Below are 16,010 nucleotides of genomic sequence, written 5' to 3'. Positions count from 1 at the left end.
GGGCAGGCCGATCTGCGGCCTCAACAAGAAAAAAGGGCGACTGCCAATGGCCGCTGACAAGCAGAACCTGCAGGACGCGTTTCTCAACCACGTCCGCAAGATCAAGGTTCCGGTCACCATCTTTCTCATCAATGGCGTGAAGCTGCAGGGCGTGATCACCTGGTTCGACAGCTTCTGCGTCCTGTTGCGCCGCGACGGTCAGTCGCAGCTCGTCTACAAGAGCGCGATTTCCACCATCATGCCGAGCCAGCCGATCAACCTGAACGACAGTGAAGATTGACAGACAGTATTCTTGAGGGGTCCACCGAGGAGCGCCCGACGCGGGCCCTCGTCCTCCACCCCGATCTGAAGGGCGACCCGGACCGTCGGGCCGCCCTGCCGGCGCTGGAAGAAGCCAGCGCCCTCGCCGCCGCACTGGCCGCCATCGAGGTGGTCGGCGCGGAAGTCGTGCCCCTGCCCAAGCCGCATCCCGGCCTGCTCTTCGGCACCGGCAAGGTCGCCGAGCTGAAGGAGCGCATCCACGACGCCGAGGTGGAGCTGGTGCTGGTCGACGGGCCGGTGAGCCCCGTGCAGCAGCGCAACCTTGAGAAGGAGTGGAAGGTCAAGCTCCTCGACCGGACGGGGCTGATCCTCGAGATCTTCTCCGACCGCGCCCGCACCCGCGAGGGCGTGCTGCAGGTGGAGATGGCGGCGCTGACCTACCAGCGCACCCGCCTCGTGCGGGCCTGGACGCACCTGGAGCGCCAGCGGGGCGGCCTCGGCTTCGTCGGTGGCCCCGGCGAGACGCAGATCGAGGCGGACCGCCGCGCCATCGACGAGCAGCTCACGCGCCTCAAGCGCCAGCTGGAGAAGGTGCAGAAGACCCGCGCCCTCCACCGCGCCGCCCGCGCCAAGGTGCCCTATCCGATCGTCGCGCTCGTCGGCTACACCAACGCCGGCAAGTCGACGCTCTTCAACCGCCTGACGGGGGCGGAGGTGATGGCAAAGGACATGCTCTTCGCCACGCTCGACCCCACGATGCGGCGCCTTCGGCTGGAGGGGCAGGAGGTGATCCTCTCCGACACGGTGGGCTTCATCTCCGATCTGCCGACGGAGCTGGTCGCCGCCTTCCGCGCCACGCTGGAGGAGGTGCTGGAGGCCGATCTCATCCTGCACGTGCGCGACATCTCCCATGCGGAGACGGAGGAGCAGGCCGAGGAGGTGGAGACGATCCTCGCCAGCCTCGGCGTCGATCCCGAGGTGCCGGTCGTCGAGGTCTGGAACAAGATCGACCTGCTGCCCGAGATGGCCCGCGAGGCGGCAGAGCGCCGCGCCGGGCAGGAGGGGCCGGTCGCCATCTCCGCCTGGACGGGGCAGGGGATGGAAGCGCTGGTGGAGACCATCGCGGCCACGCTTGCCCCGGCGCGGCTGGAGGAAGAGCTGCTGCTTCCCTTCTCGGAAGGGCGCAAGCGCGCCTGGCTGCACGAGGAAGAGGTGATCGAGCGCGAGGAGGAGACGGAGGATGGCTACCTGCTCCACCTGCGCTGGACGGAGCGCCAGAAGGAACGGTTCGCGGCCCTCTGAGGGGGGCGGAAACCATATGGTTTCCGCAGACGAATTCCATATGGAATTCGGCGCCCGGTGGCCGCGGGGCGCGTCGCTGATCGGAGATCGCTTGGCTTCGGCGGGGGACGGAAATCGCGCGATTTCCGGCACGAATTCCGCGCGGAATTCGTCCCCCGCTCAGCCGGTGGCGCGCGCGGCCTGGGCGGATTCGATGGCGGCAAGCGTGGCGTCGAGCGCCAGCATGATCGAGCCGTGGCGGTTCTTGTACTCGCGCGCCGGGGACAGCGCCTCCAGCCCGTCGAAGGGGGCCGAGGGGGGCGGGCCGCCGGCGAGCATCGCCGCCAGCTCGTCGCGCCCCTGCCGGATCGTCGACTCGTCCAGCCCCACCACCACGCGGCCGGTGATGGAGGCCGAAGCCTGCCCGAGCGCGCAGGCCTTCACCTCCTGCGCGTAATCGGTGACCCGCTCGCCATCCCAGTCCACCGTCACGGTGACGGTGGAGCCGCAGGTGGGCGAGCGGCGCTTGGCCTCGCCATCGGGCTCCGCCAGCCGCCCGATGCGGGGCATGTCGGCGGTGAGCCCGAGGATGCGGGCGGAGTAAAGCTTGATGAGATCGCTGTCGGCAGACATGGGGCCGGTCTTTCTGGTCGCGTCGTTCTGCCCTAGATAGGCCCGGCCGCCGCCGAAGCAAAGGAGACCGCCGTGCCTTTCGACCCCACGTCGCTGACCTACAACGAGGCCGGCCTCATTCCCGCCATCGCCCAGGACGCGGCGAGCGGTGAGGTTCTGATGATGGCCTGGATGAACGCCGAGGCGGTGGCCCGCACGCTGGAGACGGGCCGCGTCACCTACTGGAGCCGCTCGCGCGCCGCCTTCTGGGTGAAGGGCGAGAGCTCCGGCCACGTGCAGGAGCTGGTGGACTTCCGCTACGATTGCGACGGCGACTGCCTTCTGGTGCTGGTGCAGCAGACGGGGCCGGCCTGCCACACCAATCGGCGGACGTGCTTCTATCGTGCCGTGCGCGGCGGCGAAGTCGAGGAGTTGATGGGGCCGGAGTAAGCTTGAGAGCACGCCCGGTTGCAGCCAGGTCCAACGCAGGCGCTCGCCCTGCGCCGTTGGCGCGTACCGGGCGGGGGAAGAGCGGCGGCGTTGCGAGGCGGCGGGGTCAAGGTGGGTTGGAAACCCACCCTACGGGCGCGGAGTCGGGAGCAGTCAGCACAGGGTGTCAGGGGAGGTGGGTTACAAACCCACCCTACGAGACCAGCGTCAGAGACCGACCATCCGCCTGATGTCCGCCGGGCTCGCGCCCTCCGCTCGGAAGGCGCCGATGGCGCGGGCATCGTCGCGCTTGGCGAGGCGTTTGCCGGCATCGTCGCGGATCAGGCGGTGGTGGTGGTAGCGCGGGCGGGGCAGGGCGAGGCGGTCCTGCAGCAGGGCGTGGATTGCCGTGGCCGCGAAGAGATCCTCGCCCCGGGTGACATGGGTGATCCCCTGCGCCGCGTCGTCCACCACCACCGAGAGGTGGTAGGAGGTGCCCATGTCGCGCCGGGCGAGGACGATGTCTCCGATGCCCAGACGCATATCCTCGGGCGTGACCTCGATCTCCCCGCTCTGCCCCTCCGGCCCCGCGCCCTCCTCGAGGAAGGTCACCGGCTCCGTCGCCGCCCGCGCCATGTGGAGGCGGATGGCGGCGCCCTCCGGCTCCGCCCCGCCGTGGCGGCAGGTGCCCGGGTAGATCGGCCCGTCCGGGCCGACCAGCGGCGCGCCCTCCTGCGGGGCGGAGAGGGCGGCCTCGATGTCCCGGCGGCGGCACTGGCAGGGATAGGTAAGGCCGTCCGCCTCCAGCCGCGCCAGGGCGTCGCGGTAGGCGCCCATGTTGGCGGACTGGCGCAGCACCGGCTCCTCCCAGCTGAGGCCGAGCCAGCGCAGGTCGTCGAAGATCTGCGCCTCCCATTTCGGCCGGGCGCGGGAGCGGTCGATATCCTCGATGCGGATGAGGAATTCCCCGCCCGCCGCCCGCGCCATGTCATGCGCAAGGATGGCGGCGTAGGCGTGGCCGAGATGCAGGGGCCCCGTGGGAGACGGGGCGAAGCGCGTCCTCACGCTTTCTCGATGACGTAGACGGTCGACTCGATGCCCATCGACGGCAGATGCGGCCCCCGCTCCTCGAAGAGGCGCCGCGCGGCGCCGGACGACAGCGCAGCCTCCAGCCGCGCCGGGAATTCCGGCACCTCCAGCGCGTGGTCGTTGTAGGAAAAGACGAGCCGCCCGCCGGGCGGGAGCAGCGCGAGGCACTGATCGAACAGCTCCACCGGCCCGGCCCCCGGCCCGATGACACCCACGGCGGCCACGGCGCGGTAGCTCTCCGGCAGCGCCTGCCCGGCGAGGAAGAGATCGCGGTAGATGCCGCGCGCGCGGGCCTGCTCCAGCATCCCGGCGGAGAGGTCGCAGCCGTCGATCACGGTGAACCCCGCCTCTGCCAGCGCCGCGCCGGAGAGGCCGGTGCCGCAGCCCATGTCGAGGATCGGCGCGTCCTTCGGCAGATCGCTCGCCGCCAGCGCGGCGGCGCAGCGGCGGGGGGTGGCATAGCCGGCCTCGGCCAGCTCGCTGTCGTAGCTGCCGGCCCAGTCGTCGTAATAGGCACGGACCTCGCCCTCGCCGTCGAGATCGTAAACGCCCTTGAGATGTCCTGTCATGGACTTCAGCCTAGCAGCCCCTCAGGCCGGCGCCAACGCCCCTGCTTGCAGCCAGCCCTGCCAGTCCTCCTTGGCGCGGGCGGTGTAGGCGGGGTAGCGCTCCCTCCGGCCGCGACGACCGCTCTTGGCCTCCGGCAGAGGCGGGAAGAGGCCGAAGTTGACGTTCATCGGCTGGAAGCTCTTCGCCTCGGCCCCGCCGGTGATGTGGGTGACGAGCGCGCCGATGGCCGTCGTCGGCGGCACCGGCGGCAAGCTCTGCCCCCGCAGCTCCGCCACCGCGAGGCGCGCGGCGAGGAGTCCCATGGCCGCGCTCTCCACGTAGCCCTCGACGCCGGTGATCTGCCCGGCGAAACGGATGTGGGGCCGCGAGCGCAGGCGCATCTGCTCGTCGAGCAGCGTCGGCGAGTTGAGGAAGGTGTTGCGGTGGATGCCGCCGAGGCGCGCGAAGGCGGCGTCCTGCAGGCCGGGGATCGTCTTGAACACCTCGGTCTGCGCGCCGTACTTCATCTTCGTCTGGAAGCCGACGATATTGTACAGCGTGCCGAGCTTGTTGTCGCGGCGCAGCTGCACGACGGCGTAGGGCTTCTGGTCCGGCTTGTGGGCGTTGGTCAGGCCGATGGGCTTCATCGGCCCGAAGCGCAGCGTCTCGCGGCCGCGCTCGGCCATCACCTCGATGGGCAGGCAGCCGTCGAAATAGCCGGCCGTCTCCCCCTCGTGGAACTCCGTCTTGTCGGCGGCGAGGAGGGCGTCGATGAAGCCCTCGTACTCGTCCTTCGTCATCGGGCAGTTGAGGTAGGCGCGTCGCTCGTCCTCCGTCTCGCCCTTGTCGTAGCGGGACTGCGCCCAGGCGACATCCATGTCGATCGTGTCGGCATGGACGATTGGCGCGATGGCATCGAAGAAGGCGAGCGCGTCAGAGCCCGTCTCCGCCGCGATGGCCTGGCCGAGGGCGGAGGAGGTGAGGGGGCCGGTGGCGATGATCCAGTGGCCGTCTTCGGGCAGCGCGGTGATCTCGCCATGCTTGATGGTGACGCGCGGGTGGGCGTGCAGGCGCTCGGTGACGGCGGCGGAGAAGGCCTCGCGGTCGACCGCGAGCGCGCCGCCGGCGGGGAGGCGGTGCGCGTCGCCCATCGCCATGATCAGCCCGCCGGCCTGCCGCATCTCCCAGTGGAGGAGGCCGACGGCGTTGTTGTCGCTGTCATCGGAGCGGAAGGAGTTGGAGCAGACCATCTCCGCCAGGTCGCCCGTCTTGTGGGCGAAGGTGCCGACCTGCGGCCGCATCTCGTGGATGACGACGTCGATGCCGGCCTCGGCCGCCTGCCATGCGGCCTCTGACCCGGCGAGCCCGCCGCCGACGATGTGAAGGGTATGTGTCATGCCTGCGCAGATAGGCCGAACGGCGCGCAAACGGAAGGGGCCGCTGCCCGGGCCCGCCTCCCGCCCACCCACCCCGGCGCGCCCGGGCAGCGGTGCGCTGTGGGGCGGGGGTGGGAGCTGGGTCTCCGGTCAGTCCGGGATGTGAGAGTGGCCGATGGACACGCGCCGGGCGCCCGTCACATCTCCTCGACCGTCTCCTCCAGCCGCACCTCGATGGCGTCGATGGCCAGCGTGTTCGCGGTGCCGTCGCCGAAACTCGGCGCCGGGTCCTCTGGGGTGGCGCGGTTGCGCAGCCAGAGGGCGTCGAAACGCGCGCCGTCGAAGCGGACGCGGGAGAAGGGGCCGGTGTTCTCGAAGCTGCCCTCGGCCACGATGCCGCCGTCCAGCATCATCCGGTAGATGCCCGTCCGGGTCTCGAAATTGCCGTTGCCGAGGAGCAGGGTGACGGAGGTCATCGGGCTGCCGTCGGCCATGGAGATCACGGTGTAGCCGGTGTCCGCCCCGTTGGGATACCAGGAGCGCAGTCCGTCGCGCCCCTCCAGCGGGATCTCGGTGAGGATGCCCTCCTCGGCGCCGTCCACCTGGGTGACGCGGATGGAATCGTCGAGCCATTCGACCTCGCTCAGCACCGCGATGGTCGCGCTCTCGAAGCTCGTGGCGTGGGCGCGGTAGATGTCCTCGGCCGCGTTGGGCGTGACCGTCGCCTCCGCGGCGGCGGGGCCGGCGAGGCTGGCGAGCAGGAGAACGGGGGTCAGGCGACGCATGGACAGGGCTCCGGTTGCGGGGACGGAGCCGGAGGATCGGGCGGGAATGTGGCCCAAGATGGGCCGAGAGCGGGAAAGATGGTGCCCGGGCGGGCGTGCGGGCGGTGCCTTTGGGCCTCGCGGCGGGGAGAGAGGCCGGGCGGGGAGGGGGGCTCTGCCCCCCGCCTGCGGCCCCCCCGAGGTATTTCGGGCCAGGTGAATGGGGCGGGTCAGGACAGGGCGGCGGCGAGGGCCTCCTCGAGGGCCGAAAGGTCGGTGTGGGAGGGGGCACGGCCGGCGAGAGCCGCGTCGGCGAAGCCTTCGGAGGCGACGTGATCGATGAGGGCCGTGAGGGGCTCCCAGTATCCATCCGGGCCGTAGAGGAAGATCGGCTTGTCGTGCAGGCCGAGGGTCGACCAGGTGAGCACCTCGAAGAACTCGTCGAGCGTGCCGGCGCCGCCGGGCAGGACCACGATGGCGTCGGCGTTCATCACCATGACCTTCTTGCGCTCGTGCATCGTCTCGGTGACGACGAAGCTGTCGATGTCGCGCTTGCCGACCTCGGCGCGCACCAGGTGCAGGGGAATGACGCCGAAGACGTTGCCGCCCGCTGCCTTCGCCGCCGACGCCACCCGCCCCATCAGCCCCACGTCGCCGGCGCCATAGACGAGCCGCCAGCCGCGCCGGGCGATCATCTCGCCCACCGCCTCGGCGGCGGCGGCATAGGTGGGGCGGGCGCCGTCCCGGGCGCCGCAATAGACGCAGACGGAAGATGTGTGGCTCATGTTGCAGGCTCCGTGGTGTCGCGCCGGACCGCGGATTGAGGCGCGGGCGGCGGATTGTTCCGCTGCGTCGGCGATTCTGCCGCGCTGCGAAGGATTTTGACCGCGTCTGACCGCATTGCTATTGTCGTGCAACTGCACGTGCGGCAACAAGACCGCCACGAAACGCCACGGGGGATGCTGGGCCTTGGCCAGCACGAACAGAGTTGTCCTCGCCGGTCTCATCGGGGCCGGCGCCGCTGTCGCCATCGTGGTGATCGGCGTCTCGACGTTGCGCCCCGGGGCGGAGCGGGCGATTGCCGTGGAGCCGGGCGTGCCGGAGACGGACGAGACGGCGCTGCCGGTGGAGCCCTCGGAGGGTGACGCAGGGGTTGCGGAGCCTGAGACCGAGGCCGCCGCCGATGGCCCCACGGTGGACACGTTTCTACTGGAGCCCGACGGCACCGGCCTCATCGCCGGCCGCGCCCGGCCGGAGGCGCGCATCCAGGTGCTGCTCGACGGCGAGGCGGTGGCGGAGACATTCGCGGACGGCGGCGGCGAGTTCTTCCTCCTCCTCTCGCTCTCCCCCTCCGCCGGCCCCCGCGCGCTGACCCTGCTCTCCGACGTCGCCGGCACCTCGATCCTCTCCGACGAGACCATCCTCGTCGCCCCGGTGAACCCGCCGCAGGTGGCGCTGGCCACGCCGGGAGCTGGGGAGGAGGTCGATGAGGCGGGATCCGGGGACGACGTCATCATCATTGCCGAGGCGGAGCCCGAGATCCTGCCGGTGCCCGGAGATGGTGCGGGAGAGGCGGATACCGAGGCTGGCTCGGCGGCCGAAGACAATCTGCCAGAGACGAGCGAAGACTCCGATGCTGAAGCTGGCGAAGCGGCCGATGGCGGCGCTGGCGCAGATGGGACCTCGGGACCTGGTTCGAGCGCGCCCGGAGCGAGCGGGTCTGACGAGACCGTGGACGTGGAGCCGGCGGACGATGTGTCCGGCGAGGCCGCGGGCGACGGGGAAGCAGACGCCGCCACGACGGACCTCGGCACGGCGCGGCTGGCGACCTCGGGCGCTGATCCGGCTGGAACAGATGTGGCTGAGGGTGCCGAGGGCGGGGGCGCCGAGAGCGGCAGCGGCTCTGACGGCGGGACGCTGTCTACGGCGCAGACGTCTGACCCGGACGGCGTTGAGCCGGATGTGGCGAGGGGCGATGCCATCGCGGGCGAAGATGACTCTGCAGAGGATGTCTCGGTTGCGACGGGTGAGGCGCTGGACGATGCGGACGCGTCGGAAGGCTCCGGGGATCAGGTGGCGGGGCTGGAGTTCGTTCCTGACCCGGACGCCACGGATGTGGAGAGCGACACGGGGAGCTCGCAGGATTCTGTGGCTGCAGGGGACCTGATAGACCGCGACGGGTCCGGGATGGTCGCCTCGCTGTCCGACGATGATGGCTCGGACGCCGACCTGGGTACTGTCGTCGGGGCTGATGCGGATGGAGACGGCAGCGGTGCTGCCGGGTCAGACGTGATTGCCGACGGTGATGCGGCGGCCGGATCGGGCGCGGTTGCCGAAGATGGTGATGCGGTTGGATCGGCCTCTGGCGCCGGGACAACCGCCGTCGCCGGAGCGACCGCTCAGCACGGTGTCGAGGCGCCGGGCACCGGGACGTCGCAGGGAACGGCCGAGGCTGGCTCGGACAGGGATGGGTCCCAGCAGGCCGGGGCGGACGGAGTAGCATCAGCTGGCACGTCGGAAATGGGCTCGGGAGAGGACGACGATGCGACCCTCCTGATCGCCGAAGGGGCGGCTGAGGCAGATGGCGCAGGAGTCGTCTCGCAAACGGACGAAGCTGGCGGAGCGAATGTCTCGCCGGAGGACGTCGCGCAGACGACTCCGGGGGCACCGACGGACGGCATCGAAGCAAGCACATCTCCGGCGGACAGCGCTGGCGGCTCTACCGGATCATCCGAGGACGTCGCGATCGCAGGCGCAGCGGGGCCGGGCAGTGAGCCGGGGGACGAGGGAGACGCCACGGACCCCTCGGAGGAGCTGGCCTCCACAGAAGACGCCCTCCGCTCCCGCGACCCAGCCGGCCCGGACGCATCCTCTCCACCCGATGTCGCCGGCGTCGAGATCGCGGCGCTGAGCGAGCCGCCGGTCGCTCCGGGCTCGCCGGAGATCGACGGCGCCGCGCCGTCCTCGGGGCCGGAACTCTCCGATCCCGCCGAGGCGCCCGCCGCCTCCGTCCCGGCACCGCCGGCGGAGACCGACGCCCAAGCGGCGCCGCGGCCGGAGGCGCTGGAGGCGGCGCCCGAGGCGGGTGCGGTGCCGGATGCCACTGCCCCTCCGGAGGCTCCGGAGGCGGTCGCCGGGGCGGAGCCGGCGCCGGCCATCGCTCCGCCGCCGGCGAGTGCCACGCCCGGTGCGCTGCCGGAGGAGGCCGCCACCGCCGCACCGCAGCCGGCTGCCGTGCAGGAGGCGCCTGGTCTGGCGTCTTCCGCAGAGGATGCCGCAGAAGACCCCGCCCCGGCGCGTCCGCCGGCGATGCTGATCTCCGACGCGGAGGGGGTGCGCCTTGCCGCGCCGCCCATGCCGGACGAGGCGACGCAGGACGCGCCGGCATCCGTCGCGCTGGACACGATCGCCTATGACGCCGCCGGCGAGGTTGTGCTCTCCGGCCGGGCCTATGGGGAGCGGGGGGGCGAGGTGCGTGTCTACCTCGACAACGAGATCGCCGGCACCGCGCCCATCGGCGCGGACAACGCGTGGTCGCTGCCGCTTCTCGGCGTGACGCCTGGTGTCTACCGCATGCGTGTCGATCAGGTGACGCCGGCGGGCGAGGTCGTCTCGCGGATCGAGACGCCGTTCCTGCGCGAAGAGCGCGAGCGCCTTGCAGAGGCGCTGGCCGACGAGGTCTCGAACCCCGATTTCTCCGTCGCCGTCCGCACCGTTCAGCCCGGGAACACGCTCTGGGCCATCGCGCGTGACCGCTACGGCGAGGGCGTGCTCTACGTGCATGTCTACGACGCCAACCGCGACCAGATCCGTGACCCGGACCTGATCTACCCCGGCCAGATCTTCCGCCTGCCGTCGCTCTCGGGGGCCACCGCCACCCCGTGACGCCGCTGCGGGCGCCGATCGGACGCGGCCGGGAGGGCTCAAAGTGCCCTTTCCCCCTGCCGCCAAGCATGAAATAGGGAAGCGCCAAACGATCCCACCCATAAGGAGACCGGTGATGGAGATTCGTGAGGCTCTCACGTTCGACGATGTGCTTCTGGTGCCGGCGGCCAGTTCGGTGCTGCCCTCGACGGCGGATACCCGCACGAGGCTGACGAAGAGCGTGGCGCTCAACATTCCGCTGGTCTCCTCGGCGATGGATACGGTGACGGAGAGCCGCATGGCCATCGCCATGGCGCAGGCCGGCGGCCTCGGCGTCATCCACCGCAACCTCGGGGTGGAGGAGCAGGCGGCGGAGGTGGCGCGGGTGAAGCGCTTCGTCTCCGGCATCGTCTACAACCCGATCACGCTGACCCCCGACCAGACGCTCGCCGACGCCAAGGCAATGATGGAGCGCTACCGCGTCACCGGCTTCCCGGTGGTGGGGGCCGACGGGCGGGTGATCGGCATCGTCACCAACCGCGACATGCGGTTCGCGCAGGATGACGCGACGCCGGTGCGGGTGATGATGACGTCGGACGACCTCGCCATGCTGCAGGAGCCGGCGGACCTCGACGAGGCGCGCAGCCTGATGAAGGCGCGGCGGATCGAGAAACTGCTGGTGACGGACGGCCAGGGGAAGCTGACCGGCCTTCTGACGCTGAAGGACAGCGAGCAGGCGGTGCTCAACCCCGCCGCCGCCAAGGACGGCCTCGGCCGCCTGCGCGTCGCCGCCGCGACGACAGTGGGCGATGCCGGCTTCGAGCGCAGCGAGGCGCTGATCGACGCCGGCGTCGATGTCGTGGTGATCGACACGGCGCATGGCCATTCCGAAGGCGTCGGCAAGGCGGTGGAGCGGCTGAAACGTCTCTCCAACGAGGTGCAGGTGATTGCCGGCAACGTGGCGACCTCCGAGGGCACCAAGGCGCTGATCGGCGCCGGGGCGGACGCGGTGAAGGTGGGGATCGGGCCGGGCTCGATCTGCACGACGCGCGTCGTCGCCGGGGTGGGCGTGCCGCAGCTGACTGCGATCATGGATTGCGCCGGCGCCGCCGGCGACGTGCCGGTGATCGCCGATGGCGGCATCAAGTTCTCCGGCGATTTCGCCAAGGCCATCGCGGCCGGCGCCTCGGTCGCCATGATCGGCTCGATGATCGCGGGGACGGACGAGAGCCCGGGCGAGGTGATCCTCTACCAAGGGCGCAGCTTCAAGAGCTACCGGGGCATGGGCTCCCTCGCCGCGATGGCGCGGGGCTCGGCCGACCGCTACTTCCAGAAGGATGCGGCCAGCGACAAGCTGGTGCCGGAAGGGATCGAGGGGCAGGTGCCCTACAAGGGCGCGGCCTCGGCCGTGGTGCACCAGCTCGTGGGGGGCCTCAGGGCCGCCATGGGCTATACCGGCTGCGCGACGGTGGAGGAGATGCGCAAGGGCGCGACCTTCGTGAAGATCACCGGGGCGGGGCTGAAGGAGAGCCACGTCCATGACGTTCAGATCACGCGGGAATCCCCGAACTACCGGGCGGGGTGAGCTCGACCCGCCCTGATGGGCGGGCTCGCGGGGCCTAGGGGTGCTGCAGGCGGAGGGGCCGGTCGGCCGGGGCCTCCGCCGTGGTGACGGTGCCGTCCGGCCAGGTGACGCTGACCCTCGCCGCTTCCGCCGCGCCGAGGCCGAAGTGCAGCGGCCCGGCCTCGCCGCCGGCATGGCCGCCGCCGATGGTGAGCTGGCGGGTGTGGCGCTGGCCGTCGGCCGTTTCCACCACGATCTGCGCGCCGATGGCACGGCTGTTGCCGCCGGACTGGGAGAGGTCGAGGGCAAGCCAATGGCCGGTGCTCTCGGTGACGTTGCGGTAGAGCTCCATCGGCGCGCGGCGGTTGATGACGACGAGGTCGAGGCGGCCATCGCCGTCCAGATCGCTCAGCGCGGCGCCGCGCGAGCGGTCGGTCGTGGCGATGCCGGCGGCGAGGCCGGCCTCCGCGAACGTGCCGTCCGCCCCCTGCATCAGCAGGTTGTTGGGGTCATGGATGGCATTCGTCGGCATCTGGTCGACGTTGCCCTTGGCGATGAAGAGGTCGTCGCGCCCGTCATTGTCGACATCGCCCCATTCGGCGTGCCAGCCGGTGGAGGGGCGGCCGTCGTCGCCGAGGTAGGGGCGCTGCGCGTAAGTGCCGATGGAGAAGGGCGCGGCGCGGTAGGCGCCGTCGGGCCCGGCGAGCTGGAGGAGCTGGTCGCCCATGGAGGTGAGCATCACTTCGTCGCGCCCGTCGCCGTCGAGATCGCGGGAGGCGATACCCATGCCCCAGAGGGAGACCGTGGGCCAGCCATCCTCCTCGGTCAGGAAGCGGCCCTCGGCGATGTCCCACATCTGCTCGTAGCCGCCGCGCACGTAGTAGTGCCGGTCGTTGGAGAGGCGGAGGCCGAGGCGGCCGCGGGCGTCGCGGGCGGCGAGGATGGAGAGGGCGCAGAAGCCGGGCTCCAGAGGCTCGGAGACGTAGCCGGAGGGGGAGGGGCGCAGGATGACGTTGCCGTCGCAGGCCTCGAAGGGGCCGGACGGGTCTGTCCGGTCAACGTAGTGGCCGATGGCGAGGGTCGGGGCCCCGTCCCCCTCCCACCAGGCGGTGAAGGCGGTGGACCAGCGGTCCTCCTGCGGGATGGCGTACTGGCCGGTGGCCTCGGTGAAGCCGCAGGCGCCGTCGCCGAGGAGCAGCCGGTCGGTGCCGACGCGCAGCACGAAGAGATCGAGCGCGCCGTCGCCGTTCACGTCCAGCGGGTAGGCGCCGGTGCTGTCGGTGATCTCGGGGAAGGGGGCGGGGGTGAAGGCGAAGCCGCCCTCGTTGCGCAGGAGCAGCATGGGGGAGGTGCCGCCGGCGGCGACGATCTCCGGCAGGGCATCGCCGTTGCAGTCGAAAACCGCGGCGCCGCCGCCGACGAAGTGCTCCCAGTCGCCGGTGTAGACGTGCTCGGGAATCGTGGCGGAGCGGTCCTCGAAGCGCGGCTCGGCCTGGGCGGCGGGGGCGAGGAGGGCGGCGCAGAGGGCGACGGCCAGCGCAGGGAGGAGAATGCGGAGGGGGGCGCTGCCCCCCGCCTGCGGCCCCCCCGGAGGATTTGGAAAAGGGCGAGAGACAGACGGGTGGGCGCCTTGGCGTGCGGGGGCACGGGGGCGCGCCGCGGGCGCGCCGGAGGAAATGGGGCGGGTCATGCGGAGGCGGCGGAGCCGAGGGCGCAGTCGGAGACCTTGTCGAGGGCGAGAGCGGTGGCGCCGCGGGCCCAGACGAGATCGCCCCAGGCGTGGATCTGCACGTCGGCTTGCGGGCGGCCGGAATCGAGGACGAGGCGGTGGAGGCTGGCGAAGACCTCGTCGGCATAGAGGTAGTCGTATTGCATCCGCTCGCCGGAAAGGATCAGCAGCTCGGGGTCGAAGATCTGGATGATGTTGCTGAGGCCGAGCGCGAGGATCCGCCCGGCCCGCTCGAAGATGGAGCGGGCGGAGACGCTGCCCGCCTTGGCCTCGGCGAAGAGATCCGCCAGCAGGCGGTGCACGTCGACGGGATCGCGGGTGGACATGCCGAGGGCCGTGCGCGCCTCGCGGGCGAGGGCGTAGTCGGCGATGTAGGCCTCCAGGCACCCGCGCTTGCCGCAGCGGCAGAGGGCGCCGTCGATCTGTACCTTGGTGTGCCCGAGCTCCAGCCCCATGCCGCGGGTGCCGCGCCACAGCTTGCCGCCGATGACGGCGCCCATGCCGACGCCGCCCTCGATCGTCACCACGATGAAGTCCGACGTGTTGCGCCCGGCGCCGAACCACAGCTCGGCGAGGGTGAGCATGTTGGCATCGTTGTCGATATGGGCCGGCACGCCGAAGCGCTCCTCGAAGGCCTCGGCGAGACGCTCCTCTCGCCGGGTGAGGACGGGGGACCATGCCACGGTGCCGGCGTTGTGGTCGATCATCCCCGGCAGGCCGAGGCCGACGGCGGCGATGTCATCGAGGCGCAGCTTCGCTTCCTGCAGGAGACGGTCGACGAGGCGCCCCGTCTCCCCCAGCATGTCGGGGAGGGACTTGCGGCCGGGAGAGGCGGGCACGGCGGCCTCGGCGCGGATGGTGCCGGCGAAATCGGCGAGGACGGCGGTGTGGCGCTCGTCGCCCAGCTTGATGCCGATGACGTTATGCGCCTCGCCCACCACCTCCAGCGCCACAGGCGGGCGGCCGCGCCCCGGCTCCAGCCGCTCGCGGGGGGCGTCGGCGACCTCGCGCAGGTAACCCTGGCCGATGAGATCGGAGGTCAGCGTGGTGACAGAGCCGGCGGAGATGCCCAGAGCGCGCACGACATCGGCGCGCGCGGCCCGCCCGGAGGCGCGCACATGCTCGAAGACGAGCTGACGCAGCGGCTTGCTGTCCCCCGCGACAGGCGCGTTGACCAGCGGACCGCAGCCGGAAGGCTCCGATGCCGCCCCCGGCCCACGCGCGATGATGAGCTCCTCCATATTCTTCACCCGTGCGAGTTATTGGGCGCCTTGGCCCCCTCCCATTCTTGAGGTGCATCTTAGAAGGCATCGGATTGATTGGAAGAGCCAAATTCTGTTCGCTCAGCGGAGAAATAAACTTTGACAGACGAAAATATTGCGTCATGCTGTGCGCGCAGAGTCGTAAGGCTCGCCTTTCGTCCCGAAAGCGGGCCGAATGAAGAAACGGGAGGTACTCTATGCGCACCGCTATTCTCGCCGCCGTCGCCGCGACGGTCGGCTTTTCCACGTCTGCCCTTGCCCAGGATCTGACCGTCGGCGTCAGCTGGTCGAACTTCCAGGAAGAGCGCTGGAAGACGGATGAGGCCGCCATCATGGAGGCCCTCGAGGCCGCCGGCGCCGAATACGTCTCCACCGACGCGCAATCCTCGTCGTCCAAGCAGCTCTCCGACATCGAGAGCCTGATGGCGCAGGGCGTCGACGCGCTGATCGTTCTGGCGCAGGACACGCAGGCCGTCATCCCGGCCGTGCAGGCCGCCGCCGACGAAGGCATTCCGGTCATCGCCTACGACCGTCTCATCGAGGACGACCGCGCCTTCTACCTGACCTTCGACAACGTCGAAGTCGGCCGCATGCAGGCCCGCGCCGTGCTGGAAGCCCAGCCGACCGGCAACTACGTCATGATCAAGGGCTCGCCCACCGACCCGAACGCGGACTTCCTCCGTGGCGGCCAGCAGGAAGTGCTGCAGGAGGCGATCGACGCCGGTGACATCACCATCGTCGGCGAGGCCTACACCGATGGCTGGGTCCCGGCCAACGCTCAGCGCAACATGGAGCAGATCCTGACCGAGAACGACAACAACGTCGACGCGGTCGTGGCCTCCAACGACGGCACCGCCGGCGGCGCCGTGGCCGCTCTGGCCGCGCAAGGCATGGACGGCATCCCCGTCTCCGGCCAGGACGCCGACTTCGCCGCGCTGAACCGCGTCGCCAGCGGCACGCAGACCGTCTCCGTCTGGAAGGACAGCCGTGACCTCGGCCGCGCTGCCGGCGAGATCGCCGTGCAGCTCGCCCAGGGCACCGAGATGTCCGAGGTCGAGGGCGCCGAGGAGTGGACCTCCCCGGCCGGCACCACGCTGTGGGCCGAATTCCTCGAGCCGGTTCCGGTGACCGCCGACAACCTCGACGTCATCGTCGACGCCGGCTGGATCTCCCAGGAAGAGCTCTGCCAGGGCGTGACCGACGGCCCGGCGCCCTGCAACTGATCGACTG

At 70.9% G+C, this 16,010-nt stretch carries 14 protein-coding genes; 6 read left to right on the top strand and 8 right to left on the bottom strand.

What is annotated here, in order from left to right; genetic code table 11:
- Positions 1-46 precede the first annotated feature (46 nt).
- Complete coding sequence (gene hfq / locus GY170_RS10055) at positions 47-280, top strand: RNA chaperone Hfq (RefSeq protein WP_163892933.1); 234 nt, start codon at positions 47-49, stop codon at positions 278-280.
- On the top strand, positions 277-1,563 hold the full coding sequence (hflX, locus tag GY170_RS10050) for a GTPase HflX (RefSeq protein ID WP_203531251.1): 1,287 nt from the start codon (positions 277-279) through the stop codon (positions 1,561-1,563). The genes hfq and hflX overlap by 4 nt, the downstream gene beginning before the upstream one ends.
- A 159-nt stretch (positions 1,564-1,722) precedes the next feature.
- Here hflX and GY170_RS10045 read toward each other — a convergent pair whose 3' ends face one another.
- Entirely contained in the window at positions 1,723-2,175 is a 453-nt protein-coding gene (locus GY170_RS10045) for an iron-sulfur cluster assembly scaffold protein (protein ID WP_163892929.1), read from the bottom strand.
- Positions 2,176-2,247: 72 nt separating this feature from the next.
- Here GY170_RS10045 and hisI point away from each other — a divergent pair, with 72 nt between their 5' ends.
- Positions 2,248-2,604 (top strand): phosphoribosyl-AMP cyclohydrolase, encoded by a 357-nt coding sequence (gene hisI, locus GY170_RS10040; protein WP_163892927.1) that lies wholly within the window; start codon positions 2,248-2,250, stop codon positions 2,602-2,604.
- Positions 2,605-2,811: 207 nt separating this feature from the next.
- Here the strand turns inward: hisI and gluQRS are convergent, their stop codons facing one another.
- The 5 genes from gluQRS to GY170_RS10015 all read right to left on the bottom strand — a co-directional run bounded on the left by gluQRS (position 2,812) and on the right by GY170_RS10015 (position 7,146).
- Complete coding sequence (gene gluQRS / locus GY170_RS10035) at positions 2,812-3,648, bottom strand: tRNA glutamyl-Q(34) synthetase GluQRS (RefSeq protein ID WP_163892924.1); 837 nt, start codon at positions 3,646-3,648, stop codon at positions 2,812-2,814.
- The gene (locus GY170_RS10030) at positions 3,645-4,241 is read right to left on the bottom strand and encodes a class I SAM-dependent DNA methyltransferase (RefSeq protein WP_163892922.1); all 597 of its coding nucleotides are present in this window, start codon (positions 4,239-4,241) and stop codon (positions 3,645-3,647) included. The genes gluQRS and GY170_RS10030 overlap by 4 nt, the downstream gene beginning before the upstream one ends.
- Positions 4,242-4,262: 21 nt before the next feature.
- Positions 4,263-5,618, bottom strand: a complete 1,356-nt coding sequence (gene trmFO / locus GY170_RS10025; RefSeq protein WP_163892919.1) for a methylenetetrahydrofolate--tRNA-(uracil(54)-C(5))-methyltransferase (FADH(2)-oxidizing) TrmFO — start codon at positions 5,616-5,618, stop codon at positions 4,263-4,265.
- A gap of 176 nt (positions 5,619-5,794) precedes the next feature.
- The gene (locus tag GY170_RS10020) at positions 5,795-6,382 is read right to left on the bottom strand and encodes a hypothetical protein (RefSeq protein WP_163892916.1); all 588 of its coding nucleotides are present in this window, start codon (positions 6,380-6,382) and stop codon (positions 5,795-5,797) included.
- A 209-nt stretch (positions 6,383-6,591) separates the two neighbouring features.
- Positions 6,592-7,146 (bottom strand): LOG family protein, encoded by a 555-nt coding sequence (locus tag GY170_RS10015; protein ID WP_163892913.1) that lies wholly within the window; start codon positions 7,144-7,146, stop codon positions 6,592-6,594.
- Between the two features lie 184 nt (positions 7,147-7,330).
- Between GY170_RS10015 and GY170_RS18600 the strand changes: the two genes are divergently transcribed.
- Both GY170_RS18600 and guaB read left to right on the top strand, forming a co-directional pair.
- A complete protein-coding gene (locus GY170_RS18600; RefSeq protein ID WP_163892910.1) occupies positions 7,331-10,246 on the top strand; it encodes a LysM peptidoglycan-binding domain-containing protein in 2,916 nt (971 codons plus the stop codon).
- A 115-nt stretch (positions 10,247-10,361) separates the two neighbouring features.
- Positions 10,362-11,810: an IMP dehydrogenase gene (gene guaB / locus GY170_RS10005; protein ID WP_163892907.1), complete on the top strand. Its 1,449-nt coding sequence runs from the start codon at positions 10,362-10,364 to the stop codon at positions 11,808-11,810.
- 34 nt (positions 11,811-11,844) lie between these two features.
- On the opposite strand, the gene GY170_RS10000 is transcribed toward guaB, so the two are convergent.
- Positions 11,845-13,479, bottom strand: coding sequence for a CRTAC1 family protein (locus tag GY170_RS10000; protein ID WP_163892904.1), 1,635 nt, complete (start codon positions 13,477-13,479; stop codon positions 11,845-11,847).
- Positions 13,476-14,759, bottom strand: a complete 1,284-nt coding sequence (locus GY170_RS09995; protein ID WP_163892901.1) for an ROK family protein — start codon at positions 14,757-14,759, stop codon at positions 13,476-13,478. The genes GY170_RS10000 and GY170_RS09995 overlap by 4 nt, the downstream gene beginning before the upstream one ends.
- Before the next feature lie 218 nt (positions 14,760-14,977).
- Here GY170_RS09995 and xylF point away from each other — a divergent pair, with 218 nt between their 5' ends.
- The gene (gene xylF / locus GY170_RS09990) at positions 14,978-16,003 is read left to right on the top strand and encodes a D-xylose ABC transporter substrate-binding protein (protein ID WP_163892898.1); all 1,026 of its coding nucleotides are present in this window, start codon (positions 14,978-14,980) and stop codon (positions 16,001-16,003) included.
- Positions 16,004-16,010: the final 7 nt, after the last annotated feature.

This window comes from Pseudoroseicyclus tamaricis, assembly GCF_012070395.1.
GTDB lineage: Bacteria > Pseudomonadota > Alphaproteobacteria > Rhodobacterales > Rhodobacteraceae > Pseudoroseicyclus_A > Pseudoroseicyclus_A tamaricis.
The sequence above is the reverse complement of the archived record's forward strand: the minus strand, read 5'-3'. Positions and strand labels throughout refer to the sequence as shown.

Bases quoted from the DNA above. Each gene is read 5' to 3' on its own strand.
- hfq (WP_163892933.1), top strand. From the start codon at position 47: ATGGCCGCTGACAAGCAGAACCTGCAGGACGCGTTTCTCAACCACGTC.
- GY170_RS10045 (WP_163892929.1), bottom strand. From the start codon at position 2,175: ATGTCTGCCGACAGCGATCTCATCAAGCTTTACTCCGCCCGCATCCTC.
- GY170_RS10030 (WP_163892922.1), bottom strand. From the start codon at position 4,241: ATGACAGGACATCTCAAGGGCGTTTACGATCTCGACGGCGAGGGCGAG.
- trmFO (WP_163892919.1), bottom strand. From the start codon at position 5,618: ATGACACATACCCTTCACATCGTCGGCGGCGGGCTCGCCGGGTCAGAG.
- GY170_RS10020 (WP_163892916.1), bottom strand. From the start codon at position 6,382: ATGCGTCGCCTGACCCCCGTTCTCCTGCTCGCCAGCCTCGCCGGCCCC.
- GY170_RS10015 (WP_163892913.1), bottom strand. From the start codon at position 7,146: ATGAGCCACACATCTTCCGTCTGCGTCTATTGCGGCGCCCGGGACGGC.
- guaB (WP_163892907.1), top strand. From the start codon at position 10,362: ATGGAGATTCGTGAGGCTCTCACGTTCGACGATGTGCTTCTGGTGCCG.
- GY170_RS10000 (WP_163892904.1), bottom strand. From the start codon at position 13,479: ATGACCCGCCCCATTTCCTCCGGCGCGCCCGCGGCGCGCCCCCGTGCC.
- GY170_RS09995 (WP_163892901.1), bottom strand. From the start codon at position 14,759: ATGGAGGAGCTCATCATCGCGCGTGGGCCGGGGGCGGCATCGGAGCCT.
- xylF (WP_163892898.1), top strand. From the start codon at position 14,978: ATGCGCACCGCTATTCTCGCCGCCGTCGCCGCGACGGTCGGCTTTTCC.